Below are 26,078 nucleotides of genomic sequence, written 5' to 3'. Positions count from 1 at the left end.
ACCAACGCAAAAAAGGCCTCACAAGAGGCCTTTTCTATTTACAACGCTAATCAGTTGGCGATCAGCTTTTCCACCTTGGCAGCGCGTTCGCCCGGTGCCGGGTGGCTGGCCAGCATGCTGCTGTCGTTGCCGTACAGCTCGGCCAGCTTGCGCAGGGCCGACGGTGCGCCTTGCACATTGTAGTTGTGGCGCTTGAGGAAGCCTACGCCGTAAGCATCGGCATCGCTTTCCTGCGACTGCGAGAACTGGGCGTTGACAATAGCTTCGGCAAAGTTGCCCAGATCGGATTCGCTCAGCGCTGCAGCCGTGCTGTTACCACTGCTGCCAGCAGCCTTGCGCGCACCGGAGGCAGCGTAAGCCAGTTGCATGGCCTTCTTGCTGTGACCCAGCTTGACGTGGCCGATTTCATGGCCGATGACGAAGCGCACTTGGTCGTCATCCATCTTGTCCAGCAGGCCGCTGTACACACGCACGGTGCCATCAGCCATGGCGAAGGCGTTGACTTCCTTGGTCTGGTAAACCTTGAAGTTCAGCTTGGTGCCGTCTTCGCTGTCCAGACCCTTGACGATCTTGGCCAGACGCTTGCCATAAGCGCTGGAAGGTGCGGCAACCTTGTTTTTCTTATCCATGGCAGCGCTGGATTCAGCGGCCAGGCTCTTTACATCGGCATCACTCAGGGTGGCGGCCTTGAGCAGGTCGCTACCGGAGCTAAGCATGCCATTGAGATCAAAAGCTTGGGCGGAACCCGCCAGGGAGAATGCCAAAACGAGAACGAGGGGCAGTTTTTTCATTTCAAAATTCCTTTTTAAAAAGCGCAATGATGCTAACGTAATTTTTCAGTATTTAACAGTCATGAGAGCACCAGCGGCCTACAGAAATGAAAAAAGCCCCACATAAACAATGTGGGGCCGGGTAGCAGACAGGGGCAGAATCAGGCCAGCAGGCAGGAACTCTGGCTCTGCGCGCTGATCTGGCGCAGCTGGATTTTCTCCGTGCTGCAACGTGCTTCGGCCTGCGGACAGCGGGTGCGGAACACGCAGCCGGACGGCGGGTTGATCGGGCTGGGCAAGTCGCCTTGCAGAATCTGGATCACCTTGCCCTTTTCCAGCTTGGGGTCAGGGATGGGGATGGCCGACAGCAAGGCGCGGGTATACGGGTGGGCAGGCGCATCGTACAAGGCATGCTTTTGCGCCAGTTCCATCTCGCGGCCCAGATACATCACCAGGATGCGGTCGGAAATATGCTTCACCACCGCCAGGTCGTGGGCGATGAAGATCAGCGCCAGACCCATCTCGCGTTGCAGCTGTTTCAGCAGGTTGATGATCTGCGCCTGAATCGATACATCCAGCGCCGACACCGGTTCGTCGCAGATGATCAGCTTGGGCTCCAGAATCAGTGCACGGGCAATGCCGATACGCTGGCACTGGCCGCCGGAGAATTCGTGCGGATAGCGGTTGATCATCTGCTCGCGCAAGCCCACCCGCGCCATCATGGCGCGTACCCGTTTCATCACTTCGGCTTCCGGCAGCTCCGGCTTGTGTACCCGCAGCGGCTCGCCAATGATGTGCGCCACCGTCATGCGCGGATTAAGCGAGGCCAGCGGATCCTGGAAGATCATCTGGATATCCTTGCGCACCGCGTGCCAGTCCTTATCGGTGCCACGGGTCAGGTCCTTGCCCATCCACACGATTTCGCCAGCGGTGGCCGGAATCAGATTGAGGATGGCGCGCGACAGGGTGGATTTGCCACAGCCGGATTCGCCCACCACGCCCAGGGTTTCACCGGCGTACAGATCGAAACTGACCCCGTCCACCGCCTTCAGCGTGCGTTTGGCGCTCCACGGCCAGCTGCCGTCGCCTTTCACCTGGAAGTGCACTTTGACATTGCGCACCGACAGAATCGGCTGCTTGGCTTGTTCAGACATGGGCCACCTCCTGTGCTGCCTGCTGCAATTCAGCTACCGGCTTGTGGCAGGCGCGCAGCACCTGCGGATTGACACTGCTGGCGGCCAGCGCCGGCAGTTCGTCGGCACAGCGGCTGCTGGCATGGGTGCAACGCTCGGAGAACGGGCAGCCCTTGGGCATGTGCGCCATATTGGGCGGATTGCCCGGAATGCTCACCAGCTCGCTGCCGTCGTGGTCCAGTCGCGGCAAGGCGCCCAGCAGACCGATGGTGTAGGGATGGCTGGGCTGATAGAAAATATTGTCAGCGGTGCCGTATTCCATGACGCGGCCGCCGTACATCACCATCACGTTTTCGCACAGGCCTGCTACTACGCCCAGGTCGTGGGTGATCATCACGATGGAGGTGCCGAAATCACGCTGCAGGTCTTTGAGCAGGGTGAGAATCTGCGCCTGCACCGTCACGTCCAGCGCGGTGGTGGGTTCGTCGGCAATCAGCACTTCCGGCTCGCACAGCAGGGCCATGGCAATCATCACCCGCTGGCGCATGCCGCCGGAGAACTCGTGCGGATACATATTGATGCGGCGGGCGGCTTCCGGAATGCGCACCGCATCCAGCAGCTCGATGGCACGTTTTCTGGCATCACGACGGCTGCAGCCCTTGTGCAGCTCCAGCACCTCGGTCATCTGGCGCTCTACTGTCAGATAGGGGTTGAGCGAGGTCATCGGGTCCTGGAAGATCATCGCCAGCCGGTCGCCGCGAATGCGGTTGAGCTCGGACGGGCTCATCGCCAGCAGGTTTTGGCCCTGATACAGCGCCTCGCCCGTGGTTTTGCCGTTACGCGCCAGCAGGCCCATCATGGCCAGCACGGTCTGGCTCTTGCCAGAGCCAGATTCGCCGACGATGCCCAGGGTCTGGCCCTTTTCCAGCGCAAAGCTGACGCCGTTGACGGCGCTGACCACACCGTCGTTGGTCTGGAACTGAACGCCCAGATTACTTACTTTCAATAGACTCATCTGTTGCTACCTCAACGATCTTTCGGATCGAGCGCATCGCGCAGGCCGTCGCCGATATAGTTGGCGCAGTACAAGGTGACCGACAGCAGGCCGGCCGGGAACAGCAGAATCCACGGGCTGGCATCCATCACCCCGGCTCCGTCCTGAATCAGCACGCCCCAGCTGGTCATCGGCTCCTGCACCCCCAGGCCGAGGAAGGACAACACCGATTCGGTGAGGATCACGCCCGGCACGGTGACGGTGGTGTAGATCACAACGATGCCCAGCAGATTGGGCACGATGTGGCGGAAGATGATCTTGGGGGTGGACACGCCGATGGCGTGGGCCGCCTCGACATATTCCTTGGACTTGATTGCCAGTGTCTGGCCACGCACCACCCGCGCCATGTCCATCCAGGAGAACACGGTAATGGTGAGCACCACCAGGTAGAAGTCGCGGCCCAGCAGCGTCACCATCAGGATGGCAATCAGCAGGTAGGGCACGGCGTACATCATGTCGACGATACGCATCATCAGCGCATCCACCTTGCCGCCCATGAAACCGGCAGTAGCGCCCCAGACAATGCCCAGTGCCACCGAGGCGATGGTGGCCAGCGCGCCCACCATCAGCGAAATGCGCCCGCCAATCAGGCAGCGCACCAGCAGGTCGCGCCCCAGCGCATCGGTGCCGAACCAGTGGGTATTCACCAGCGTCGGGGCGATGCCCATTGCATCCCAGTCAGTGTCTTCATAAGTGTGCGGCAGCAGCATCGGCCCGAACACACAGGCCAGGGTGATGAAGGCCAGCACGATCAGGCTGATGACCGCCGCCTTGTTGCGGAAGAAGCGCAAGCGCGCATCACGCCACAGGCTGCGGCCTTCTACGGCGGCATCGGTAAGGCCATTGTCCAGCGCCGCTGTCATGGCTTTTTGTTTGCTTTGCATCATGATTTTTGCTCCCGCTCAGTAGCGAATCTTCGGGTCCAGCAGCGCATAGGCCAGATCCACGAGCAGGTTGAGAACAACGGTAATCACCGTCACCAACACCACCAGCCCCAGTACCAGGGTGTAGTCGCGGTTGGCGGCACCATTGACGATGAGCTTGCCCAGGCCCGGCAGGCCAAACACGGTTTCGGTCACCACGGCAGCGGTGATGGAGGAAATGGCCAGCGGGCCGATCACCGACACCACCGGCATCAGCGCGGGCTTGAGCGCATGACGCAGCACGATGGTGCGCATCGGCAAACCCTTGGCGCGGGCGGTGCGGATGAAGTTGCTGCCCAGTATCTCGATCATGCTGCCGCGCATCACGCGGCCAATGGTGGAAATATTGATGAACACCAGCAGGGCCATCGGCAGCACCATGTAGCGCGGGGCGAAGTCATCCCAGCCGCCAGCGGGCAACCATTCCAGGCCGATGGCAAACACCATCACCAGCACCGGGCCCAGCACGAAGGACGGAAAAGCACCGCCGATATTGCCCAGCAGCATCACCAGATAATCGATGATGCTGTTCTGGCGCAGCGCGGCCACAATGCCCAGCGCCACGCCGATAAACAGCGAAATGACGATGGCACCACCACCAATGGCAGCGGATACCGGCAGCGCCTTGCCCACCAGGTCGTTTACGCTCCAGTCGGCATAACGGAAGGACGCGCCCAGATCACCCTGCAACAGGCTCTTGATGTAATACAGGTATTGCTGCCACAAGGGCAGATCGAGATGGTATTTGGCCTGCAGATTGGCCAGCACGGCCGCAGACACCTTGCGTTCCCCGTCAAACGGGCCGCCCGGCGTCAGGTGCAGCAGCAGATAGCAAACGGTAATGACGGCCAGCAGTGTGGGAATGGTCGCCAGCACGCGTCGGAAAGTATAGGACCACATGGGGATACTCCAGCCGGGGTCGTCCGCCAGCGCAGCACACGTATTGTGAACATGGCTGTACGGCAAAGCACGCCGGCATGATGCGCTACATCACAAGCCGGATGTCCGTCTGGCGGACATCCGGCCTCTGTTCAACCGGGGGCCGCAGCCCCCGCCTCTTGCATTGTTTCTTCAGGCTCAGTGCTGAATGATGTAGAGGTCCTTGCCACGGTAGCGGTCCATCGGGTTTTTGCCGTAGCCACCCACATAGGACTTCACCAGACGCGGTGCGGTGTATTGCAGCAGCGGAATCATCGGATAGTCATCCATGATCATCTTCACTGCCTGGGTGAACAGTTGCTTGCGCTTGGCCTGATCGGTGGTATCGCTACCCTGCTTGATCAGCGCTTCGGCCTTGGCATTGCAGTTCTTGTTGTCGTTCTGGTCGTTGTCACACTGCACCAGCGCCAGGAAGGTGGTGGCATCGTTGTAGTCGGCATTCCAGCCATTACGGGCGATCTGGTAATCGGCATCGTGGCGCTTCTTCAGCAGCACCTTGAATTCCAGGCTTTCCAGCTCGGTGTTCAGGCCCAGCTTGGATTTCCACTCGGAAGCGGCAAAGATGGCCATCTTCTTGTGGTAGTCACTGGTGTTGTAGGCAAACTTCAGCTTGGTGCCCGGCTTCACGCCAGCCTGAGCCAGCAGCTTCTTGGCCTCTTCCACCCGCTTGGCCATCGGCCATTTTACCCAGTCGTAGCTGGTAACATCGGCACCGGCGGTACCGGCCACGATGACGCTATACGCCGGCGACTGACCATCGGCAGTCACTTTCTTGGCCAGGATGTCACGGTCGATCACCATGGACAGTGCCTTGCGCACGCGCACGTCTTTGAGCAGCGGGTCCTTGTTGTTCAGCGAGTAGTAACGCAGACCCAGGAAAGGCGCATTGCGGATTTCCTTGGGGTACTGGGTCTTGTACTTGTCGTAGGTGCCGGACGGCAGTTCCAGCACCCAATCGTTTTCGCCCGACTCATACAGCTTCACATCGGCGTTGTGGTCTTCGATCGGCAGATAGGTAATCTTGCCCAGCTGCACGTTTTTCAGATCCCAGTACTGCGGGTTCTTTTCCACCACGATCTTGCTGTTGACCTGCCAGTCTTTCAGCGCAAACGCGCCGTTGGAGACCATCTTGCCCGGCTTGGTCCAGTCCTTGCCAAACTTGTCGATGGTGGCCTTGGGCAGCGGTGCCAGCTGGGTGTTAGCTACCAGCGACGGCATGAACGGTACCGGGTACGGGGTTTGTACTTCCAGCGTGTACTTGTCCACGGCCTTCACGCCCAGCGCAGAAGCGGGCTTCTTGCCTTCGGTGATTTCCTTGCCGTTGAGGATGAAGATGCCGTAGGTAGAGGCATAGGGAGAGGCGGTCTTGGGCTCGACAAAACGCTGCCAGCCATAGACGAAATCGCTCGCGGTCACCGCAGAACCATCCGACCACTTGGCATTCTTGCGCAGCTTGAATACCCAGGTGGTGGGGCTGGTTTGCTTCCAGGATTCGGCCACCCCCGGCACCACTTTGCCAAAGCTGTCGGTGGCGGTGAGGCCTTCAAACAGATCCATGGTAATGGTATTGGCCGGTACCGATTCAGCCAGCACCGGGTCCAGCGACTCGGGCTCGGAGCCGGTATTGCGGGTGAGGTCCTGCTTGGCAGCCAGTTTGACACCAGCCGGTACCTGGGCAGCCAGGGCAGCACTGCCTGCCAAGGCCAGGGCGACGGCTGCAGCAGCCACGCGGAGCGATTTATGGTGTTTCATTCGCCTATTCTCCTGTTCTGTAATGCCCCACTTTTTGCGGGTGCGTAAATTTTTTGGTCCGAATCTTGTCCGGCATTTTTCCGTTTAACTGTCGGAAACGGGCCGGGCCATTATGCGCTGGCGTTTTTGAAATCCTCAAGTCTGATTCAGAACAATATGACAAGCGTTTTGCAAATTCCGTGTCATTTCAACGACGATCCCTATTTTCCCGCCATTTATTCACAGAAAAATCCACAGCCCGGCAACATTTTTCCCACCAATCATGAGTATTTATATTGGCTGCCATTAATATCTTGCATGCGTTCCCTATTTAAATCGCAGGCACGACCTCATTTGTGCTGCCGACTGGCCATTTCACTCTGGCAGCATGTTTCTGGCCATGGATTTGCATTTAACCCATTTCATCCCGTCATGGCTTATTTGCAGCAGACCGGTCAATCATGGTGCGAATGCACATCAGGTATCGCCATGGGCCGGATATCGCATCGCGACCGACTACCAGACCAGCAGGCAGCCACCATAAAAAAAGCTCCCTTGCGGGAGCTTTTTCAGTACGGCCCAGGCTGGGCCGGGTTTAGTCCTGCATGCGCCAGTGGATGGCTTCGCCAGCGCGTAGCGGTACCAGCACATCGTCGCCGTATGCCAGTTCGGCGGGCACGGTCCAGCTTTCCTTCAGCAGCGTGATGGTGTCGGCATTGGGAGCCAGGCCGTAGAAGGCCGGGCCGTTCAGGCTGGCAAAGGCTTCCAGCTTGTCCAGCGCACCGGCGGCGTCGAAGGCTTCGGCATACAGCTCGATGGCGGCATTGGCGGTGTACATGCCAGCACAACCACAGGCGGCTTCCTTGGCATGGCGCGCATGCGGCGCGCTGTCGGTACCCAGGAAGAACTTGGCCGAACCGGAGGTGGCAGCCTGCACCAGCGCCTGGCGGTGCAGCTCGCGCTTGAGTACCGGCAGGCAGTAGTGATGCGGGCGGATACCACCCACGAAGATGGCATTGCGGTTCATCAGCAGGTGATGCGCGGTGATGGTGGCGGCAATATTGTCCGGCGCGCTGGCCACGTATTCGGCGGCATCCTTGGTGGTGATGTGTTCGAACACCACGCGCAAGGACGGCAGGCGGGCCAAGAGCGGCTGGAATACCTGTTCGATGAACACCGCTTCGCGGTCGAAGATATCGATGGCGGAATCCGTCACCTCACCATGCACCAGCAGCGGCATGCCACAGTCGGCCATGGCTTCCAGCGCCGGCATGGCTTTATCAATGCTGCTGACGCCAAAGTCGGAATTGGTGGTGGCACCGGCCGGATACAACTTGATGCCATGCACGAAACCGCTGGCGCGTGCCTTGCGCACTTCTTCGGCACTGGTGTTGTCGGTGAGATAAAGCGTCATCAGCGGCTCGAAACGGCTACCAGCGGGCAGCGCGGCCAGAATGCGTTCGCGATAGGCGGCGGCGGCTTCCACGGTGGTTACCGGCGGCTTCAGGTTAGGCATGATGATGGCACGGCCCATCTGGCGTGCGGTATCAGGCAGCACGGCGGTCAGGGCTGCGCCATCGCGCAGGTGCAGGTGCCAGTCGTCGGGGCGGATCAGGGTCAGTGTCGTCATGCGCTTGGGCTCGTTGTCTGGTCTCAATATCGGGGCAGGCAGTGTCGGATCAGGCCCCAGGCTTACTTGCGGCGCAACACCATGCGGAACTTGCCTTCCGCCGTGGTGGTGGATTCCAGCAGCGCGTTGCCGGTCTGGCGGCAAAAGGCTTCAAAATCCTTGGGGGCACCGGCATCGGTGGCAATCACTTCCAGTACGGTGCCGCTTGCCATATCGGCCAGCGCCTTCTTGGCGCGCAGGATGGGCAAGGGGCAGTTGAGGCCGGACAGGTCAATCAGGCGGTCGGGAGTCATCGGGTGTGTCGCTCAGTCTTTACGTTACAATGCCAGGTGAAGGCGGTATTCTACCGGCTATCCGTCCGACTAGTGTACGCCACCCGTCAAGCCCTTCCCAAATCGGAATCCCCGCCATGTGCGTGATCGCTTTTGCCTACAAGATGCCCGGCCTGGGTCAGCTGGTTTTGCTGGCCAATCGCGACGAATACTATGCCCGCCCGGCTGCTGCGCTGGATTGGTGGGATGAATACACCGACACCTTGGGCGGGCGTGATCTGCAGGCCGGTGGCAGCTGGCTGATGGTGGATGGCCGAGGCCGCTTTGCCGCGCTCACCAATTTCCGCGAAGGCTATGGCAAGAGCGGGGAACGCTCGCGCGGGGAGCTGGTCCAGCGCTTTGTCACCGGCGAGGATGATCCCTTCACCTTTGCCGACTGGCTGCGCGATAACCACCAGCACTATGCACCGTTCAATCTGCTGTACGGCAAGGTGGACGACCTGTTCCACTTTCACAGCCGTGGCGCGCGCATTGCCCGTGTCACCCCCGGAGTGCACACACTGTCCAATGCCACACTGGACACCCCGTGGTTCAAAAGCGAACGACTGGCCGAACACCTGCGCGGCCTGCGTCGCCCGCCAGGCGAAGACGAAGCCTTTGGCTGGCTGGCCGATGCCACCGCTGCAGGCCCCGGCCAGTTGCCCAATACCGGGGTGGGCCTCGCACTGGAAAAAACCCTGTCGCCGGTCTTCATCCAGGGCCGCGACTACGGCACTCGGGCGTCGATGCTGCTCAACGTATCGGCACGGGGTGATGTAAGCTTGTCCGAACTTTCCTGGGGGCTGGCTGGCCGTGAAGCCGGCCGCCGCCGTTACACCATCAGGCCGGGGCAGATTCAGCACCCGGCCAAGTCTTGAGCAGGAGATGTGCGTGAAACTGTCCCGATTTGGTCTGGCCCTGGCCGGACTGTTACTGGCACTGGGTGCCCAGGCCAGCGAATACAACAAGGGCTTCAACAACACCAATTACGCCATGGAAGACGTCAAACCCTGGGAAGAAGGCAAATACACCCTGCCCGATTTTCCGGCGGCACCTGACTGGATTGGCTTTTACGTTGGCCCGGAAGTGGCCAACAAATACTTTGCCGACAGCAAGAGTCTGACCGTGGGTGAAGATGGCGTGGTGCGGCTGATCCTGCGCGTACAAAGCCCGGCCGGTGCCGAGAACCTCAGCGTGGAGGGCATCCAGTGCAGCGCCAACACCTACCGCAGCTACGCTTTTGGCGACAGCATCAACAAACGCTGGATTGCATCCATGCGCGAGGAATGGCGCAAGATTGAATACGATGACAAGGCCCGCCGCGCCCTGCGTGAAGACCTGTGCGTAGACAAGACCGCACCGAAATCCGCCGAACAGGCCGTCAAATTGCTGCGTGCCGTCCCCTGGCGCTAAGCCGCCCTTTGCTGCGCGGACAACGGTGGATACACCCTCCGGTCACTGCCCGCGCAGCACTTGCACTATCCTGGTGCAGCAATCATGACAAACAGCTGAATTTGCGGTATCAATAAGGCTTTCCTCCGTCCTTGCCTGCCTCATGTCTTCCAGCCCTGCCGCCCCACGCCGTGCACTCGCACTGGCCCAGCTCAAGATTCTGCTTTCCGCCATCGGTTTTGGCAGCATGGCCATTCTGGCGCGCTTTGCCTATGCCGACGGGGTGTCCACGCCCAGCTTGCTGTTTCTGCGCTTTTTCCTGGCTGGATTATTACTGCTGCCCTGGGTGCTGTGGAAGAAACTACCGTGGCCACGCGGGCGCGCACTGCTGGTATTAATGGGCATGGGCAGCCTCGGCTATGCCGGCATGGCCGCCTGCTATTTCTCCGGCCTGCACTATGCCAGCGCCGGCACCATCGCCCTGCTGCTCTACCTGTTTCCCGCCATCGTACTGGTACTGTCCACCCTGCTGCTGGGAGAGCGTTTTAGCAGCCGACGCATGCTGGCACTGGCGCTGGCGATTGGCGGGTTGGCCATCACCATCGGGCTGGAGCTGACCGCTCAGCCGCTGGGCTTGCTGCTGGGTCTGGCCTCGGCGCTGATCTACTCGCTGTATATTCTGGCCGGCAGCCGTTATGCAGCGGATTGCAATCCACTGACTTCCGCCTGTGTGGTGGTGTTTTCTGCTGCCAGCTGCTATGGCGTGTATCTGGCCGCTACCGGGTTTCACGGCCCGGCCAGCTTGCATGGCTGGCTGTCAGTCTTGGGGATTGCCTGCTTTGGCACGGTGGCGGCGTTGGCGCTGTTCCTGTCCGGGCTGGCCGAAACCGGTGCCACCCAGGCCTCGCTGATTTCCACCGCCGAACCGGTGGTCACCATCCTGCTGGCCTGGCTGCTGCTGGGTGAACCGCTGGGCTGGAGCCAGGCGCTGGGCGGCGGGATGATCCTGTCCGCCGTCATCCTGATCAGCCGTGAGGCGCGGCCAGAGCAGGTGCAACTGACCGAGCTGCATGATTAGAGCAAATCAATGACTTAGTTTTCCCGCTGCCAGTGGCCGCTCTTGCCGCCTTCTTTTTCCTGCAGCTGCACGGCAGATATCACCATGCCACGGTCCACCGCCTTGCACATATCGTAGATGGTGAGCAGGCCGACACTGGCGGCAGTGAGCGCTTCCATTTCCACCCCGGTCTGACCGCTACACTCGGCAGTCACGTTGATGCTGACGCTACTGGCGGCTTCGTCCAGCGCAAATTCAACAGCCACACGGGTGAGAGCGATGGGGTGGCACAGCGGAATCAGGTCGGCAGTGCGCTTGGAGGCCATGATGGCGGCGATGCGGGCAATGCCCAGCACGTCGCCCTTTTTATGATTGCCATCACGAATCAGCGCCAAGGTGGCGGGCAGCATGCGGATGCTGCCCTGGGCCACGGCACGGCGGCGGGTGAACTGTTTGTCGCCGACATCCACCATATGGGCCTGGCCGCTAGCATCGAAATGGGTTAATCCGGACATGAAAACCTCCCGCAAGCGGCAGCCGTGGGCTGCCATCAGATAAAGATGGCTGGCAGTGTGCCGCTAGCGGATCAGCCTGGCAATCAGCCAGAAGAGGGAGAGCAGCAAGCCCAAGCCACCGGTCCATTTGCATAGCCGCAGGCTGAGCGCCAGATAGCGTGGATTACGGGTGAGCGCATAGCTGATGGCACTCCAGCCAAACGCCAGGATGATGACGATCGCCCACAGCCGCCACCACAGCATGCTTACACCACCTCGGGCAGGCGATGAAAGCTGGAGGGCGCATCCAGCGGGTCGACGAAGCTGACGTACTCCCAGGCGTCCGGCGTTTCCAGCAGCTTGCGCAACAGCTTGTTATTCATCGCGTGGCCGGACTTGTGGCCGGAGAAAGCCGCAATCAGCGGGTGGCCGATGATGTAGAGGTCACCGATGGCGTCCAGAATCTTGTGTCGTACGAATTCGTCGGGGAAACGCAGGCCTTCCGGATTGAGCACGTATTCGTCATCAATCACGATGGCGTTATCCAGGCTGCCGCCCAGTCCCAGTCCGTGCTGGCGCATGTATTCCACTTCGTGCATGAAACCGAAGGTGCGGGCGCGGCTGATTTCATCCAGATAGGAACTGTTGGCAAAGTCGATTTCGACTTTCTGCGGTGCCAGATTGAAAGCCGGGTGATTGAACTCGATGGACAGGGTGATTTTGAAACCATCCATCGGATCCAGCCGGACCCATTTGTCGCCTTCGATGATTTCCAGTGGCTGCTTCACCCGGATGAAGCGCTTGGCCACGGTTTGTTCAACCACGCCTGCACTTTGCAGCAGGTAAATGAAGGGGGCGGCGGAGCCATCCATGATGGGTATTTCCGCCGCCGTCACCTCGACCACAAGGTTGTCGATGCCAAAGCCGGCAAAGGCTGACATCAAATGCTCGATCGTGCCGACACGCACGCCGGTGTCTGTCACCAGCGTGGAGGAGAGGCGCGTGTCGTTGACGAGCGCGGGCTCGACTTTCACATCCACCGGCTCGGGCAAGTCGGTGCGGCGAAAGACGATCCCGGTGTCGGGTGCTGCCGGCAGCAGGGTGAGTTTCACCCGCTCGCCAGAATGCAAGCCGACACCTGTGGCGCTGATCGCTTGTTTTAGCGTGCGCTGAAATATCATGTGAAGCTCTCAGGCAATCGGGAAAACCCGATTCTAGCACAGGCAGTTGCCATGCTTTATTGATTGCTTGTCACAGATAAATAGTTTTTAACTATTTTACCAAACAGCCCTTTCTCAATCGGCCTGCTTGCGCAGGAAGGCCGGAATGTCATAGCTGTCGCTGACTTCCGGATTGGAGAAGTCGGTGGACGGCGCGGCACGGCGACGGCCCTGACGCATGATGGCCGGGGTATCGAAATCGTCGTAGTTGATCACTTCGACGGCACGGTCGTCGGTGCCGGTCTTGACGATCTTGATGTATTCCGGACGCTCTTCACGTACCGGCTTTTGCTGGCCCAGGCCGGTGGCGATCAGGGTGACACGGATGGTGTCTTCCGGCATGTCTTCCACTTCGGCAGTACCAAACTTGATCTGCGCATCTTCATCGGCGTACTGACGGATGATGCCCATGATTTCGCGGTATTCGCTCATCTTCAGGCAACCCGGTGCGGTGGAAATGTTCACCAGCACGCCACGTGCGCCTTCCAGGGTGATGTTGTCCAGCAGCGGGCTGGCCACGGCTTGCTCGGCGGCCACGCGGGCGCGGTCGATGCCGGAAGCGTAGGCAGAACCCATCATCGCCAGGCCCATTTCACCCATCACGGTGCGTACGTCGGCAAAGTCGACGTTGATCAGGCCGGGGCAGGTGATCACTTCGGCAATACCGGCTACCGCGCCCTTGAGCACGTCGTCGGCAGCGCGGAAGGCTTCACGCATGGTGACGTCGTCGCCCAGCACTTCCATCAGCTTTTCGTTGGGAATGACGATCAGCGAGTCAACATGCTTTTTCAGGTCTTCGATACCGCTTTGTGCCACTTTCAGGCGCTTGCCTTCGTGGTCGAACGGACGGGTGACCACACCTACGGTCAGGATGCCCAGTTCCTTGGCCACTTCAGCCACCACCGGGGCGGCACCGGTACCGGTACCACCACCCATGCCGGCAGTCACGAACACCATGTTGGCGCCACGCAGGGCGTCGGCAATGCGTTCGCGGTCTTCCAGTGCGGCGCTGCGGCCTACTTCCGGGTTGGCACCGGCACCCAGACCACGGGTGAGGTTGTTACCCAGTTGCAGTTTTTGCGGCGACTTGTTGCGCTGCAGGGATTGCGCATCGGTATTGGCGCAGATGAATTCAACACCATGCACATGGCTGCTGATCATGTTGTCGATGGCATTGCAGCCGCCGCCGCCCACGCCGATGACTTTGATCACGGCCGCATTGGCGGTCTCTTGCATTACTTCAAAAACCATTCCGCTCATTTGCCTCTCCTCAAGTTTAAGATGAGCTTGCATTCCAAATATTTACTGCTGCCCGAAAAACAACGACTCACAGCAACGGCCACCCGGCCGTTACTGCTTAGAAATTACCGGCGAACCAGGCCTTCATGCGGCCAAACAGCTGGCCCACACCCGCGCTTTCCACTTTGGGTCCGCTATGGGTCTGGATCTGGTCCTTGCCGTACAACAGCAGACCGACACCGGTCGAGAAACGTGGTGTCTTCACCACCTCAGCCAGCCCGCCTACATACTTGGGTACGCCCACGCGCACCGGCATGTGGAACACTTCTTCCGCCAGTTCCACCATGCCCGGCATCAGGCTGGCGCCACCGGTCAGCACGATGCCGGAGGACAGCAGGTCCTCGAAGCCGCTGCGACGCAGTTCCTGCTGTACCAGCTGGAAGAGTTCTTCCACGCGCGGCTCCACCACTTCGGCCAGGGTGGCGCGCGACATCTGGCGCGGACCACGCTCGCCCACGCCCGGCACTTCGATCATCTGGCCCGGATCGGCCATGGTGACCAGCGCCACCGCGTGCTGGATCTTGATGTCTTCCGCTTCCTTGGTAGGCGTGCGCAGTGCCATGGCGATATCGTTGGTGATCTGGTCACCAGCAATCGGAATCACTGCGGTATGGCGGATGGCACCGTTGGCATACACCGCGATGTCGGTGGTACCGCCACCGATGTCGATCAGGCATACGCCCAGGTCTTTTTCGTCTTCCGACAGCACGGCAATGGCCGAGGCCATCGGCTGCAGCACCAGGTCGGACACTTCCAGTCCGCAGCGGCGCACGCATTTGGTGACGTTCTGCGCGGCGGACACGGCACCGCTGACGATGTGCACCTTGGCTTCCAGCCGCACGCCGCTCATACCCAGCGGTTCGCGTACACCTTCCTGGCCGTCGATGCTGTATTCCTGGGTGAGGATGTGCAGCACCTGATGGTCCGGCGGGATGGTGACGGCGCGGGCGGTTTCAATCACCCGGTCGATGTCCATCTGGGTGACTTCGCGGTCCTTGATTGCCACCATGCCGTGCGAGTTGATGCTCTTGATGTGTGAACCGGCAATGCCGGCAAACACTTCATGAATCTTGCAGTCGGCCATCAGTTCGGCTTCTTCCAGCGCGCGCTGGATGGCCTGCACGGTGGATTCGATATTCACCACCATGCCGCGCTTCAGCCCGCGTGACGGGGTTTGGCCCATGCCGATGATGTTGAGCTGGCCGTCATCCAGGACCTCCGCGACAATCGCCACGATCTTGGACGTACCGATGTCCAGGCCGACCAGCATGTTCTTGCTTTCCTTAGGTTTGCTCACCTGTCGCTCCAGCTAGGTATTACTTTTTCACTTGTGCCGGAGGTGCCTTGTAATCAGGCATCCGCACGGCAAATCCATTGGGGTAGCGCATATCCACGTAATCAATGTGGTACGGCAGCGCTGCCAGCTTGTCTTTCCAGTACAGGGCGAATCGCTCCACCCGCAATTCCACGTCGCCACGACCCAGATCCAGCTTGATGTCGTTGTCCAGCCCTACCTGCCAGGCCCGACGTGGCGACAGCCAGATGTCCTTGGGGGCCAGCCCCGTCGGTTTCAGGCCCTGGCGCAAACGCGCCAGCATGGCTGTCATGTCCTTTTCCGCCCCTGCCGGGCCGTAAAACACCGGCAGTTGCTGATCACTGGCAGCATCGAAGCGGTCGCCGTGGCTGTCCACCAGCCCGTTTTCGCCCCAGCGCGCCAGCGCCACGTGTTCTTCCACTGCAATTTCCAGCGCATCCGGCCAGCGCCGCCGCACCTGGGCGTCCCGCACCCAGGGCAGCTTGCCGAATGCGGCCCGCGTCTTGTCGATGTCCAGCGTGAAGAAGGTTCCGGTCAGCTCGTGCTCGGCAATGAAGCGCAGCTGTTCCGGCGTCACTCTTTTCATCTGTCCCTGAATCTGGATCTTCTTCACCGGAAACACCGGCGCATGCGTGACCCAGAATCCACCTGCGTACAGCAACATCAGCAGCGAGGCACCCAGCAGGAAATTGGCCAGGCCTTTCAGCAGCTGATGGTTATCCCACATGCACCATATCCAGCACGTTCAGGCAGAGGTCCTCATAGCTGATGCCCTGGGCACGTGCGGCCATCGGCACCAGGCTGTGGCTGGTCATGCCCGGATTGGTATTCACTTCCAGCAGATTGATGCCACCATCCTCATCCATCAGGAAATCCACCCGGCCCCAGCCCTGGCCACCCAGTACCTGGAAGGCTTGCAGACACAGGGCGCGCGCGCGCTGTTCGGTTTCTTCGCTCAGGCCGGACGGGCAGCGGTATACGGTGTCGTCGCGGAAATACTTGGCCTGATAGTCGTAATACTCGGTAGCCGGTTCGATCTTGATGGTGGGATAGGCCTGGCCATCAATCACGGCACAGGTGTATTCGCCACCACCGACAAAGCGCTCGGCCAGTACCAGCGGGTCGTACTTGCGGGCTTCTTCAAACGCAGCTTTCAGTTCGCCCGGCTGTTTTACCTTGGTGACGCCAATGCTGGAGCCTTCGGTCGCCGGTTTCACAAACAGCGGCAGGCCCAGCCGTGCTTCCACGGCGGCAAAGTCGCTGTTTTCGTCCAGCAGTTCGAACTCCGGAATCGGCAAGCCAGCCCCGCGCCACAGCAGCTTGGTGCGCCATTTGTCCATGCAGATGGCCGATGCCATCACGCCACAGCCGGTATACGGAATACCCAGGGTTTCCAACGCGCCCTGCAGGGTGCCGTCTTCGCCAAACGGGCCGTGCAGAATGATGAATACACGGTCGAAACCTTCTGCTTTCAGCGCTGCCAGCGGTTTTTCCGCCGGGTCGAAGGCATGGGCATCCACGCCACGCGACAGCAGGGCGTTCAACACGCCGTTGCCGCTCATCAGCGAGATTTCCCGCTCGGCGGAGCTACCGCCCATCATCACTGCCACTTTGCCGTACTGCTTCATTTCATTTCCTTACTGGGAGGGCCTGTCCCCTCCCGCCAAAATTCGCCTGCTAGTTACAGCTTGCCGGCCACCAGTTTGCCCGGCACCGCACCGATGGAACCGGCGCCCATGGTGATCACCACATCGCCATCACGGGCGATGTCCATGATGGTGCGCGGCATGTCGGCAATCTGTTCCACGAACAGCGGCTCCACCTTGCCCGACACGCGTACCGCCCGTGCCAGCGCACGGCCATCGGCGGCCACGATAGGCGCTTCGCCAGCGGCATACACTTCGGACAACAGCAGGGCATCCACGCCGTTCAGCACTTTGACAAAATCTTCAAACAAATCACGGGTACGGCTGTAACGGTGCGGCTGGAAGGCCAGCACCAGGCGCTTGTCCGGGAAGGCACCGCGCACGGCAGACAGCGTGGCGGCCATTTCCACCGGGTGATGGCCGTAGTCGTCCACCAGGGTGAAGCTGCCGCCTGCCGGCAGCGCCACTTCGCCATAACGCTGGAAGCGGCGGCCCACACCGGCAAACTCGGCCAGCCCGCGCTGGATGGAGGCGATATCTGCGCCGCATTCCAGGCCGATGGCAATGGCCGACAGCGCATTCAATACGTTGTGACGGCCCGGCAGATTGAGCACAACCGGGAAGCGCTGCTGGCTGTCGTTGTTGATCACCACGTCAAAATGCATCTGGCCACCGGCAGCAAGCACATTGGTGGCATAGATGTCGGCAGAATCGTCCAGACCGTAAGTCGTCACCGGCTTGGTAATGCGGCTGCGAATTTCGCGCACGTTCGGGTCGTCCACGCACAGCACGGCACGGCCATAGAAGGGCAGGCGGTGCAGGAAGTCGACAAAAGCCTGTTTGAGCTTGTCAAAGCTGTGGTCGTAGGTGTCCATGTGATCGGCGTCGATATTGGTGATCACCGCCATCACCGGCGTCAGGTGCAGGAAGGACGCGTCCGATTCGTCAGCCTCGGCCACCAGGAATTCACCCGAACCCAGCTTGGCATTGGTGCCAGCGGCGGTCAGCTTGCCGCCGATCACAAACGTGGGGTCCAGCCCGGCTGCCGCCAGCACCGAGGCCGTCAGGCTGGTGGTGGTGGTTTTGCCGTGGGTGCCGGCAATGGCGATGCCTTGCTTGAAGCGCATCAGCTCGGCCAGCATCATGGCGCGCGGAATCACCGGAATGCGGCGTTCACGCGCGCACAGCACTTCCGGGTTGTCAGCCTTCACTGCGGTGGAGGTCACCACCACGTCGGCACCTTCCATATAGGTGGCGTCATGGCCAAAGAACACGCGTGCGCCCTGGCTTGCCAGGCGCTGGGTGGCGGCACCATCGGCCATGTCCGAACCGGACACGGTGTAGCCCAGGTTCAGCAGAACCTCGGCGATGCCGCACATGCCGACACCACCGATGCCGACGAAGTGAATGTGTTTGACCCTGTGTTTCATGTTCTTTCTCGTTGCTTCTGGCCGCTTGTGGCTGCCGTATTACTGTTCGTCTGCCAGTGCCACACACAGATCGGCCACCCGGGCCGCTGCGCCGGGGCGGGCCAATGCATGGGCATGGCTGGCAAGTTCCAGCAGACCGGGCCGGTCAAGACCAGCCAGAACGTCTGCCAGCTTTTGTGCTGTCATTTCCTGCTGCGGCAGATGAATCGCCGCACCTTCCGCTGCCATCCACTTGGCGTTGTCGCGCTGGTGGGCGGTGGTGGATACCACCAGCGGCACCAGAATGCTGGCCACGCCAGCAGCGCACAGCTCGCTCACCGTAATGGCACCGGCGCGGCAGATGATCAGGTCGCAATCGGCCAGGCGGCTGGGCATGTCATCAATAAACGGCAACAGCGTTACATCGTGTTCCAGCCCCGCAGCCCTGTAGGCAGCCTGCACTTCGGCAAAATTGGCCTCGCCAGTCTGGTGGGTCAGTTGCGGTCGTTGCTCGGCCGACAACAGCGCCATTGCCTGCGGCAAAGTCTGATTCAGTACCCGCGCACCCAGGCTGCCACCCACCACCAACACCCGCAGCGGGCCGCTACGCCCAGCCATGCGCTGTGCCGGGGCTGGCAGGGCTTCGATTTCACGCCGTACCGGGTTGCCGGTTACCAGCGCCTTCGCCCCGCTCTTGGCTGCGCTACCGTCAAAACCACACACCAGCTTGCGAGCAAACGGCAGCAGCGCCTTATTGCTCAGCAGCAGGCTGGCATCAGCATTCACCAGCACCAGCGGCTTCCACAGCAGGCCGCTCATCACCCCGCCGGGCAGGCAGACATAGCCGCCCATGCCGAGTACCACATCCGGACGATGGCGAAACAACAGCTGTGCTGCGCGCACAAAAGCCGCGCCTAGTTGCAGCACGCCCTTGAGCGAACCCAGCAGGCCCTTGCCACGCACGCCGTGAAACGCCAGCCGCTCCAGCGGAATGCCGGTGGGCGGTACCAGCTTGTTTTCCATGCCGCGCTCAGTACCCAGCCACACCACTTTCCAGCCGCGCGCTTGTAGCTCTTTGGCCACGGCGAGGCCGGGGACGATGTGTCCACCCGTACCTGCCGCCATCACCATGACCGTTCTGTTCGTCATCTTCATCAAACCTTGTAGCCGCGCATGATGCGCTGATTTTTGCTTCGTCCTGCGGCCTCGCAGAAACCGCCACCACGGGGCTTCGCCCTCGCACGCCTGTCGGCGCTTGTCCTGCGCGACTACACTTTGTAGCCGCGCATGATGCGGCGGTTTTCATAATCCACCCGCAGCAGCACGGCCATCGCCACCAGATTCATCAGCATGGCCGAACCACCAAACGACATCAGCGGCAGGGTCAGGCCCTTGGTGGGCAACAGGCCCATGTTTACGCCGATGTTGAAAAACACCTGAATGCCCAGCCAGATGCCCATGCCCTGCGCCACCAGCGCCTGGAAAAAGCGTTCCAGCTTTTTCGATTCCACGCCGATGTGAAACGCACGCCGCACGATCCAGGCATACAAACCAATCACCACACAGATGCCGACAAAGCCGAACTCTTCCGAGATCACCGCCATGATGAAGTCGGTATGGGCTTCGGGCAGGTAAAACAGCTTTTCAATGCTGGAGCCCAGACCCACGCCATACCACTCACCACGACCGATGGCGATCAGCGAGTGCGACAGCTGGTAACCCTTGCCATAGGGGTCGTCCCACGGGTCCATGAAACCCAGCACCCGCTTCAGGCGATACGGCGAAGAGATGATCAGCAACACGATGGCCACCACCGCCATCACGGCCAGCCCGGAGAAAATGCGCATATTGATGCCGCCCAGGAACAACACCCCCATGGCAATGGACATCACCACCATCAAGGCACCGAAGTCCGGCTCGCGCAGCAGCAAGAAGGCCACCATCACCATGGCGGCAAACATCGGCGCAAAACCTTCTTTCAGGCTGTGCAGCTTGTGGGTTTTGCGTACGGTGTAGTCGGCGGCATAAATCACCGTGGCGAATTTCATGATCTCGGACGGCTGCAAATTCAGCACGAACAGGTTGATCCAGCGGCGCGAGCCGTTCACCACCCGGCCAATGCCAGGAATCAGCACCAGCACCAGCAGCACGATGCCCAGCAGGAACAGCTTGCCGGAATACTTCTGCCAGATGCGGGTGGGCACCTGAAACATCACGTAGGACGCGGAGAGGCCGATCACCATAAAAATAATGTGGCGGATCAAGTAGAAATAGCGGTTCTGCGTGGCGGCATCGGCCTCGGCATAGGCAATCGACGCCGAGTACACCATCACCAGACTGATGGACAGCAGCAGGGCCAGGGCCCAGGCCAATGCCTCGTCAAACGGTTTGATGGCGGTGTAGCGGCGCGCCGAGTGCACGATCATGGCTGCCCCTTTCCGACCGCAGCGGCCTTGATTTCTGCCACGGTATCGATAAACACCTGGGCGCGATGGGCGTAATTACGGAACATGTCCAGGCTGGCGCAGGCCGGCGACAGCAGCACCACATCACCCGGCTGGGCCAGTTGGGCGGCGGCGCGGGTGGCCTCTTCCAGCGTGGCGCAGTCCTGCAGCGGCACGGCGCTATCGGCCAGGGCGGCACGGATACGGCCAGCATCACGGCCAATCAGCAATACGGCGCGGGCAATGCGCTGGCAGGCCGGGGCCAGCGGGCTGAAATCCTGGCCTTTGCCATCGCCACCGGCAATCAGCACTACCTGGCGGGTCATGCCATTGAGGGCGGCTTCGGTGGCGCCGACATTGGTGCCTTTGGAGTCATCAATCCAGGCGATGCCGCCAAATTCGTCTACCAGCTCCACGCGGTGGGCCAGACCTTCAAAACTCTGCAAACCCTGCAACAGGGCTACACGATCCAGACCAATGCTGTCGCACAAAGCCAGCGCGGCCAGTGCATTGGCGGCATTGTGCAGGCCTTGCAGCTGCAGCTTGGCTTGCGGCAGTACCGGCTCGCCCTGCGCGCTCAGCCAGTATTCGCCATCCTGCTGGCTCAGGCTGTATTCCACCGGCTGCTTGAGCGAGAACCATTTGACCTGATGACCGGGGCGCACCATGGCCGGGGCCAGGATGTCGTCGCGGTTCAGCACCTGCACGCCCAGGCCGTTGAACACGGCAGTCTTGGCGTGAGCGTAGTCCAGCAGATCGTTGTAGCGGTCCAGGTGGTCTTCGGAAATATTCAGCACCGTCGCGGCATCGGCGTTGAGGCTGTACGTGGTTTCCAGCTGGAAGCTGGACAATTCCAACACCCACACGTCTGGCTGCTTGCCGGATTGTTCGCGTTCCAGCAGAGCTTCCAGCACCGCCAGGCCGATATTGCCGGCCACGATGGTATCCAGCCCGGCCTGCTGGCACAGATGGCCCACCAGACTGGTGACCGTGGTCTTGCCATTGGAACCGGTGATGGCAATCACCTTGCTGGCATTACCCTTGATGGCGCGGGCCAGCAGTTCCACATCGCCCACCACTTCGCCACCGGCGCGGCGGAAAGCATCCACGGCGGGGTTTTTCAGCGGCACGCCGGGGCTGAGCACCAGCATGTCGACACCGGCAAAGGTGCTGGCATCGAATGCGCCGACGCGCAGTTCGGCACCCGGCACATGGCGCTGCAATTCGGCCACGCGCTCGGGCGCGGGCTTGCTATCGGCCACCACCACGCGTGCGCCGTGGGCCGCCAGATAGCGCGCGGCAGCCAGCCCCGAGCCTCCCAGCCCCACTACCGCGATGTGTCGATCAGCAAAGTCCATGAGCCCTAATCCTTAACGCAATTTCAACGAAGCCAGGCCAGCGAGCACCAGCATCATGGTGACAATCCAGAAGCGCACCACCACCTGGGTTTCCTTCCAGCCCTTCAATTCGTAGTGGTGATGCAGCGGTGCCATGCGGAACACCCGCTTGCCGGTAAGCTTGAACGACGCCACCTGGATCATCACCGACAAGGCTTCCATCACGAACAGGCCGCCCATGATGAACAGCACGATTTCCTGACGCACAATCACCGCCACGGTACCCAGTGCCGCGCCCAGTGCCAGCGCACCGACGTCACCCATGAATACCTGCGCCGGGTAGGCGTTAAACCACAAAAAGCCCAGGCAAGCCCCGCAAATGGCGGCACAGAACACCACCACCTCATGCGCGCCCGGAATGAAAGGCAGGCCCAGATAGCGGGAAAACACCACGTGGCCGGCCACGTAAGCAAAGATGGACAGGCCGGAGGCCACCATCACCACCGGCAGCGCCGCCAGGCCGTCCAGGCCGTCAGTCAGATTGACCGCATTGGAGGTACCGACAATCACCAGATAAGTCAGTACGCAAAAGCCCACCACGCCCAGCGGATAGGCCACGGTCTTGAAGAAGGGCACGATGAATTCGGTGGATGCCGGCAGTTTGGCGGTGGCAATCAGGAAGATGCCTGCGGCAATGGCAATGGTGGATTGCCAAGCCATCTTGAACTTGGCCGACACCCCTTTCGGGTCCTTGTACACCACCTTGCGCCAGTCGTCGTAAAAGCCCAGCGCGCCAGTGCCCAGCATCACCGCCAGCAGCAGCCAGACGTATTTGTTGGACAGATCAGCCCACAGCAGGGTGGTAATGGTGATGGACAGCATGATCAGCGAACCACCCATGGTCGGCGTACCGGCCTTGACCAGATGGCTTTGCGGACCGTCGTTACGCACGGCCTGACCGACTTTCAGCTCGGTCAGCTTGCGGATCACCCACGGCCCCATCAGCAGCGAGATGGTCAGCGAGGTAAGCGCCGCCATCACCGCGCGCAGGGTGACGTAGTAGACAACGTTGAAAGTCCGGATATGAGAACCCAGCAGATCGGCTAGCCAGAGCAGCACCTTACACTCCCTCTTCTTGTTGTTTTGCGGTCGTCAGGTGTTCCACCACCCGTTCCATACGCATGAAGCGCGAGCCTTTCACCAGCACGGAAGCTCCCGCTTGCAAATTGGCGTCCAGCCAGCTGGCCAACGCCGCGAAATCATCAAAACTGTGTGCGCCATCACCATAGGCAGCAGCGGCGTGACGGCTGAGTTCACCCAGCGTCACCAACTGCGCAATGCCACGCAGGCGGGCGTGTTCGCCCACTTCGGCATGCAACTGGGGCGCGGTTTCGCCCAGCTCGCCGATATCTCCCATGACAAAGCAGTGCGGCCCCGGCAGGCGGGCCAGTACGTCGATACCGGCTTTCATCGAATCCGGATTGGCGTTGTAGCTGTCGTCAATCACCACGCCGCCGTGACGGCCGGTTTTCTGTTGCAGGCGGCCCTTGGCATTGCCAAAGACAGCCAGACCCGCTGCAATAGCGGCCAGCGGTACGTCCAGCGCCAAGGCCATGGCCGCAGCGGCCAGCGCATTGCGCACATTGTGTTCACCCGGAGCCGGCAGGCTGATGGCTTGCTCACCATGCGGGCTGCACAGGGTAAAACTGCTATCCAGCGCCTGCAGGTGGATATCGCGCGCCGTGATGTCGGCCGACTGTTGCAGGCCGAAGCTGCATACACGGTGCTTGCCAGCGGCGCTGCGGAACAGCGCCACATTGGCATCATCGGCATTGACGATGGCCACGCCGTCTTCCGGCAGGCCAAGGAAGATTTCCGCCTTGGCTCGCGCCACATCCGTGGTGTCTGCGAAATAGCCAAAATGCGCACGCATGGCATTGTTGACCAGTGCCACTTGCGGGCGGGCCAAACCGGTCAGGTAAGTCAGCTCGCCATGGTGGTTCATCCCCATTTCCAGCACCGCATAGCGGTGGGATGCGGTCAGCCCCAACAAGGTCAGCGGCAAGCCGATGTCGTTGTTGAAGTTGCCAGCGGTGGCATGTACCGCCTGCTCTCCGGCATGGGCCTTGAGAATGGCGGTCAGCATTTCCTTGACCGTGGTCTTGCCGTTGGAGCCGGTAATGCCCACCCGTACCGCAGGCTGCAGCGCAGCCCAGGATGAAGCCAGACGCCCCAATGCCAGCCGGGTGTCGTCCACCCGGATCAAGCAGGCGTTTTCCAGTGCAAAATCTTCTGCCACCAGCGCGGCTACCGCACCACGGGCCAATACATCGGCCACGAAATCGTGGGCATCAAAACGCTCGCCCTTGAGCGCGACAAACAAATCGCCGGGCTGTACGGCACGGCTGTCGGTCACCACGCGGGCAAGGCGTGCCTGGGCATCGCCACCCACCAGGGTGCCGACCGCCAGTTGCGCCGCCTGCTGCAGGGTCATCATGCCTTGTCCCCCCAGGCCGTCAGTGCCTCTTCGGCAATGCGGAAGTCGGAGAACGGGTGCTTGACCCCGGCGATATCCTGGTATTCCTCATGGCCCTTGCCAGCGACAAGTACGATATCGCCAGCCCGCGCCTGGGCCACCGCCCAGTGAATGGCGGCGGCACGGTCGGCCTCGACATGGCCGGGATGGCTCATGCCGGCCAGAATGTGGTCGATGATGGTTTGCGGGTTTTCGGTGCGTGGATTGTCGCTGGTCACCACCGCTACATCGGCGATGCGCTCGGCGATGTCACCCATCATCGGTCGCTTGCCCGGATCGCGGTCGCCACCGCAACCGAACACGCAATACAGCTTGCTGCCTGCCGGACGAATGTCGGCCAGCGTGGCCAGCGCCTTTTCCAGCGCGTCCGGCGTGTGGGCGTAGTCAATCACCACCAGAGGTTCGTGGCTGCCACCAATACTCTGCATACGGCCACGCGCGGGCTGGATACGCGCCATCACGGCAGCCGCATCGGTCAGGCTGATGCCGTTGACGCACAAGGTGGCCAGACAGGCCAGCAAGTTGCTGGCATTGAAACGGCCCACCAAGCCGGTGCGCACCTCCACATCGCCCCACGGGGTGGTCACCTGCAAATGCAGACCATCCAGATTGGCGGTCAGGCTGAGCGGACGGACATCGCCCTGGGTCAGGCCATAGCTCACTACCTTGGTCTGGCTGGCATCGATGTCCTGCACCAGCTGGCGGCCAAACGGATCATCCACATTGATGACCGCATGCTTGAGGCCTTCCCAGTGGAACAGCTTGGCCTTGGCCGCACCGTAGGCTTCCATGCTGCCGTGGTAGTCCAGATGATCGCGGGTAAGATTGGTAAACACGGCGGTAGCAAAGCTGACGCCATTGACGCGCGCTTGGTCCAGCCCGTGGCTGGATACTTCCATGGTGACCACATGCGCACCCTGGCGGCGGTATTCGGCCAGCTTTTGCTGTACGGTCACCGGGTCCGGCGTGGTGTGGGTGGTTTGAGTCAGCTCGCCATAAAAACCATTGCCCACGGTACCGATCAAGGCGGCTTTCTGACCCAGCAGAGAGAACGCCTGTGCCAGCCAGTGGGAAATGGAGGTCTTGCCATTGGTGCCGGTAATGCCAATCACCGTCATCGCCTGGCTGGGCTGGCCATAGACATGCGCCGCCACCATGCCGGCACGCTCGCGCAGTGCCGGGACCGGCAGGTTGGGCAGATTCCAGTCCGGATTCCAGACAAATCCATCGGCTGCATCCCACAGCACCGCAGCCGCGCCCTTTTCCAGCGCAGCAGCAATAAAGTCACGGCCATCGGCATATTCGCCATGGCAGGCCAGGAAGACATCGCCGGGCAATACACGGCGGCTGTCAGCTTCAACCCGTTTGATGGGGAAGCCCAGCTGGTTCAGTTGTGCCGGATCCCAGTCCGGCAAGCTTGTCAGGCGACTTTTCATGT

Annotated in this window: 25 protein-coding genes; 3 read left to right on the top strand and 22 right to left on the bottom strand. The window is 60.9% G+C overall.

Going from position 1 to position 26,078, the window contains the following annotated elements:
* Positions 1-50: 50 nt before the first annotated feature.
* The 8 genes from ACODR9_RS05520 to ACODR9_RS05485 form a co-directional block, all read right to left on the bottom strand.
* Positions 51-791 carry a M48 family metallopeptidase gene (locus tag ACODR9_RS05520; RefSeq protein ID WP_488808062.1) on the bottom strand — a complete coding sequence of 247 codons (741 nt, stop codon included), beginning with the start codon at positions 789-791 and terminating at the stop codon, positions 51-53.
* Between the two features lie 140 nt (positions 792-931).
* Positions 932-1,924 (bottom strand): murein tripeptide/oligopeptide ABC transporter ATP binding protein OppF, encoded by a 993-nt coding sequence (gene oppF, locus ACODR9_RS05515; RefSeq protein ID WP_488808061.1) that lies wholly within the window; start codon positions 1,922-1,924, stop codon positions 932-934.
* Positions 1,917-2,918: an oligopeptide/dipeptide ABC transporter ATP-binding protein gene (locus ACODR9_RS05510; RefSeq protein WP_488808060.1), complete on the bottom strand. Its 1,002-nt coding sequence runs from the start codon at positions 2,916-2,918 to the stop codon at positions 1,917-1,919. Before ACODR9_RS05510 ends, oppF begins: the two co-directional genes overlap by 8 nt.
* Before the next feature lie 11 nt (positions 2,919-2,929).
* Positions 2,930-3,844 (bottom strand): ABC transporter permease subunit, encoded by a 915-nt coding sequence (locus ACODR9_RS05505; protein WP_488808059.1) that lies wholly within the window; start codon positions 3,842-3,844, stop codon positions 2,930-2,932.
* Positions 3,845-3,859: 15 nt separating this feature from the next.
* On the bottom strand, positions 3,860-4,780 hold the full coding sequence (gene oppB, locus ACODR9_RS05500; RefSeq protein ID WP_488808058.1) for an oligopeptide ABC transporter permease OppB: 921 nt from the start codon (positions 4,778-4,780) through the stop codon (positions 3,860-3,862).
* 177 nt (positions 4,781-4,957) lie between these two features.
* Positions 4,958-6,571 (bottom strand): peptide ABC transporter substrate-binding protein, encoded by a 1,614-nt coding sequence (locus ACODR9_RS05495; RefSeq protein ID WP_488808057.1) that lies wholly within the window; start codon positions 6,569-6,571, stop codon positions 4,958-4,960.
* A gap of 574 nt (positions 6,572-7,145) precedes the next feature.
* Complete coding sequence (pyrC, locus tag ACODR9_RS05490; RefSeq protein ID WP_488808055.1) at positions 7,146-8,180, bottom strand: dihydroorotase; 1,035 nt, start codon at positions 8,178-8,180, stop codon at positions 7,146-7,148.
* A 62-nt stretch (positions 8,181-8,242) separates the two neighbouring features.
* Positions 8,243-8,473 (bottom strand): sulfurtransferase TusA family protein, encoded by a 231-nt coding sequence (locus ACODR9_RS05485; protein WP_045846478.1) that lies wholly within the window; start codon positions 8,471-8,473, stop codon positions 8,243-8,245.
* A gap of 116 nt (positions 8,474-8,589) precedes the next feature.
* On the opposite strand from ACODR9_RS05485, the gene ACODR9_RS05480 reads away from it, so the two are divergent.
* The 3 genes from ACODR9_RS05480 to ACODR9_RS05470 all read left to right on the top strand — a co-directional run bounded on the left by ACODR9_RS05480 (position 8,590) and on the right by ACODR9_RS05470 (position 10,961).
* Positions 8,590-9,369 (top strand): NRDE family protein, encoded by a 780-nt coding sequence (locus ACODR9_RS05480; protein ID WP_488808054.1) that lies wholly within the window; start codon positions 8,590-8,592, stop codon positions 9,367-9,369.
* A 13-nt stretch (positions 9,370-9,382) separates the two neighbouring features.
* On the top strand, positions 9,383-9,904 hold the full coding sequence (locus ACODR9_RS05475) for a CNP1-like family protein (RefSeq protein ID WP_488808053.1): 522 nt from the start codon (positions 9,383-9,385) through the stop codon (positions 9,902-9,904).
* A gap of 142 nt (positions 9,905-10,046) precedes the next feature.
* The gene (locus tag ACODR9_RS05470) at positions 10,047-10,961 is read left to right on the top strand and encodes a DMT family transporter (RefSeq protein ID WP_488808052.1); all 915 of its coding nucleotides are present in this window, start codon (positions 10,047-10,049) and stop codon (positions 10,959-10,961) included.
* A gap of 14 nt (positions 10,962-10,975) precedes the next feature.
* Here the strand turns inward: ACODR9_RS05470 and moaC are convergent, their stop codons facing one another.
* The 14 genes from moaC to ACODR9_RS05400 form a co-directional block, all read right to left on the bottom strand.
* Entirely contained in the window at positions 10,976-11,455 is a 480-nt protein-coding gene (gene moaC / locus ACODR9_RS05465) for a cyclic pyranopterin monophosphate synthase MoaC (protein ID WP_488808051.1), read from the bottom strand.
* A gap of 63 nt (positions 11,456-11,518) precedes the next feature.
* The gene (locus ACODR9_RS05460) at positions 11,519-11,698 is read right to left on the bottom strand and encodes a hypothetical protein (protein WP_488808050.1); all 180 of its coding nucleotides are present in this window, start codon (positions 11,696-11,698) and stop codon (positions 11,519-11,521) included.
* 2 nt (positions 11,699-11,700) lie between these two features.
* A complete protein-coding gene (gene lpxC, locus ACODR9_RS05455) occupies positions 11,701-12,612 on the bottom strand; it encodes a UDP-3-O-acyl-N-acetylglucosamine deacetylase (RefSeq protein WP_488808173.1) in 912 nt (303 codons plus the stop codon).
* A 117-nt stretch (positions 12,613-12,729) separates the two neighbouring features.
* The gene (ftsZ, locus tag ACODR9_RS05450) at positions 12,730-13,914 is read right to left on the bottom strand and encodes a cell division protein FtsZ (protein ID WP_488808049.1); all 1,185 of its coding nucleotides are present in this window, start codon (positions 13,912-13,914) and stop codon (positions 12,730-12,732) included.
* A 97-nt stretch (positions 13,915-14,011) separates the two neighbouring features.
* Complete coding sequence (gene ftsA, locus ACODR9_RS05445; RefSeq protein WP_231960293.1) at positions 14,012-15,223, bottom strand: cell division protein FtsA; 1,212 nt, start codon at positions 15,221-15,223, stop codon at positions 14,012-14,014.
* 46 nt (positions 15,224-15,269) lie between these two features.
* Positions 15,270-15,995: a cell division protein FtsQ/DivIB gene (locus ACODR9_RS05440; protein WP_159880208.1), complete on the bottom strand. Its 726-nt coding sequence runs from the start codon at positions 15,993-15,995 to the stop codon at positions 15,270-15,272.
* A complete protein-coding gene (locus tag ACODR9_RS05435) occupies positions 15,985-16,896 on the bottom strand; it encodes a D-alanine--D-alanine ligase (protein WP_488808048.1) in 912 nt (303 codons plus the stop codon). The genes ACODR9_RS05440 and ACODR9_RS05435 overlap by 11 nt, the downstream gene beginning before the upstream one ends.
* 53 nt (positions 16,897-16,949) lie before the next feature.
* A complete protein-coding gene (murC, locus tag ACODR9_RS05430; protein ID WP_488808047.1) occupies positions 16,950-18,344 on the bottom strand; it encodes a UDP-N-acetylmuramate--L-alanine ligase in 1,395 nt (464 codons plus the stop codon).
* Between the two features lie 39 nt (positions 18,345-18,383).
* Entirely contained in the window at positions 18,384-19,472 is a 1,089-nt protein-coding gene (gene murG / locus ACODR9_RS05425) for an undecaprenyldiphospho-muramoylpentapeptide beta-N-acetylglucosaminyltransferase (protein WP_488808046.1), read from the bottom strand.
* Between the two features lie 119 nt (positions 19,473-19,591).
* Positions 19,592-20,749 carry a putative lipid II flippase FtsW gene (gene ftsW / locus ACODR9_RS05420; protein ID WP_488808045.1) on the bottom strand — a complete coding sequence of 386 codons (1,158 nt, stop codon included), beginning with the start codon at positions 20,747-20,749 and terminating at the stop codon, positions 19,592-19,594.
* Positions 20,746-22,125, bottom strand: a complete 1,380-nt coding sequence (gene murD, locus ACODR9_RS05415) for a UDP-N-acetylmuramoyl-L-alanine--D-glutamate ligase (RefSeq protein ID WP_488808044.1) — start codon at positions 22,123-22,125, stop codon at positions 20,746-20,748. The genes ftsW and murD overlap by 4 nt, the downstream gene beginning before the upstream one ends.
* Before the next feature lie 12 nt (positions 22,126-22,137).
* On the bottom strand, positions 22,138-23,223 hold the full coding sequence (gene mraY / locus ACODR9_RS05410; protein WP_488808043.1) for a phospho-N-acetylmuramoyl-pentapeptide-transferase: 1,086 nt from the start codon (positions 23,221-23,223) through the stop codon (positions 22,138-22,140).
* Between the two features lies 1 nt (position 23,224).
* A complete protein-coding gene (locus ACODR9_RS05405; protein ID WP_488808042.1) occupies positions 23,225-24,601 on the bottom strand; it encodes a UDP-N-acetylmuramoyl-tripeptide--D-alanyl-D-alanine ligase in 1,377 nt (458 codons plus the stop codon).
* A complete protein-coding gene (locus tag ACODR9_RS05400; protein WP_488808041.1) occupies positions 24,598-26,076 on the bottom strand; it encodes a UDP-N-acetylmuramoyl-L-alanyl-D-glutamate--2,6-diaminopimelate ligase in 1,479 nt (492 codons plus the stop codon). Before ACODR9_RS05400 ends, ACODR9_RS05405 begins: the two co-directional genes overlap by 4 nt.
* Positions 26,077-26,078: the final 2 nt, after the last annotated feature.

It is taken from the genome of Aquitalea sp. FG25 (assembly GCF_057809375.1).
This window is presented reverse-complemented; position numbering and strand designations above follow the sequence as displayed.

What these genes read in the sequence shown, in the direction of transcription:
- pyrC (WP_488808055.1), bottom strand. Translation starts at nt 8,180, where the DNA reads ATGACGACACTGACCCTGATCCGCCCCGACGACTGGCACCTGCACCTG.
- ftsW (WP_488808045.1), bottom strand. Translation starts at nt 20,749, where the DNA reads ATGATCGTGCACTCGGCGCGCCGCTACACCGCCATCAAACCGTTTGAC.
- ACODR9_RS05495 (WP_488808057.1), bottom strand. Translation starts at nt 6,571, where the DNA reads ATGAAACACCATAAATCGCTCCGCGTGGCTGCTGCAGCCGTCGCCCTG.
- ACODR9_RS05480 (WP_488808054.1), top strand. Translation starts at nt 8,590, where the DNA reads ATGTGCGTGATCGCTTTTGCCTACAAGATGCCCGGCCTGGGTCAGCTG.
- ACODR9_RS05400 (WP_488808041.1), bottom strand. Translation starts at nt 26,076, where the DNA reads ATGAAAAGTCGCCTGACAAGCTTGCCGGACTGGGATCCGGCACAACTG.
- murG (WP_488808046.1), bottom strand. Translation starts at nt 19,472, where the DNA reads ATGACGAACAGAACGGTCATGGTGATGGCGGCAGGTACGGGTGGACAC.
- ACODR9_RS05485 (WP_045846478.1), bottom strand. Translation starts at nt 8,473, where the DNA reads ATGACTCCCGACCGCCTGATTGACCTGTCCGGCCTCAACTGCCCCTTG.
- ACODR9_RS05520 (WP_488808062.1), bottom strand. Translation starts at nt 791, where the DNA reads ATGAAAAAACTGCCCCTCGTTCTCGTTTTGGCATTCTCCCTGGCGGGT.
- ftsA (WP_231960293.1), bottom strand. Translation starts at nt 15,223, where the DNA reads ATGCTGGTCGGCCTGGACATCGGTACGTCCAAGATCGTGGCGATTGTC.
- moaC (WP_488808051.1), bottom strand. Translation starts at nt 11,455, where the DNA reads ATGTCCGGATTAACCCATTTCGATGCTAGCGGCCAGGCCCATATGGTG.
- ACODR9_RS05460 (WP_488808050.1), bottom strand. Translation starts at nt 11,698, where the DNA reads ATGCTGTGGTGGCGGCTGTGGGCGATCGTCATCATCCTGGCGTTTGGC.
- ACODR9_RS05510 (WP_488808060.1), bottom strand. Translation starts at nt 2,918, where the DNA reads ATGAGTCTATTGAAAGTAAGTAATCTGGGCGTTCAGTTCCAGACCAAC.
- murD (WP_488808044.1), bottom strand. Translation starts at nt 22,125, where the DNA reads ATGGACTTTGCTGATCGACACATCGCGGTAGTGGGGCTGGGAGGCTCG.
- oppF (WP_488808061.1), bottom strand. Translation starts at nt 1,924, where the DNA reads ATGTCTGAACAAGCCAAGCAGCCGATTCTGTCGGTGCGCAATGTCAAA.
- ACODR9_RS05435 (WP_488808048.1), bottom strand. Translation starts at nt 16,896, where the DNA reads ATGAAGCAGTACGGCAAAGTGGCAGTGATGATGGGCGGTAGCTCCGCC.
- oppB (WP_488808058.1), bottom strand. Translation starts at nt 4,780, where the DNA reads ATGTGGTCCTATACTTTCCGACGCGTGCTGGCGACCATTCCCACACTG.
- ACODR9_RS05505 (WP_488808059.1), bottom strand. Translation starts at nt 3,844, where the DNA reads ATGATGCAAAGCAAACAAAAAGCCATGACAGCGGCGCTGGACAATGGC.
- ACODR9_RS05470 (WP_488808052.1), top strand. Translation starts at nt 10,047, where the DNA reads ATGTCTTCCAGCCCTGCCGCCCCACGCCGTGCACTCGCACTGGCCCAG.
- ACODR9_RS05405 (WP_488808042.1), bottom strand. Translation starts at nt 24,601, where the DNA reads ATGATGACCCTGCAGCAGGCGGCGCAACTGGCGGTCGGCACCCTGGTG.
- ACODR9_RS05440 (WP_159880208.1), bottom strand. Translation starts at nt 15,995, where the DNA reads ATGTGGGATAACCATCAGCTGCTGAAAGGCCTGGCCAATTTCCTGCTG.
- murC (WP_488808047.1), bottom strand. Translation starts at nt 18,344, where the DNA reads ATGAAACACAGGGTCAAACACATTCACTTCGTCGGCATCGGTGGTGTC.
- ftsZ (WP_488808049.1), bottom strand. Translation starts at nt 13,914, where the DNA reads ATGAGCGGAATGGTTTTTGAAGTAATGCAAGAGACCGCCAATGCGGCC.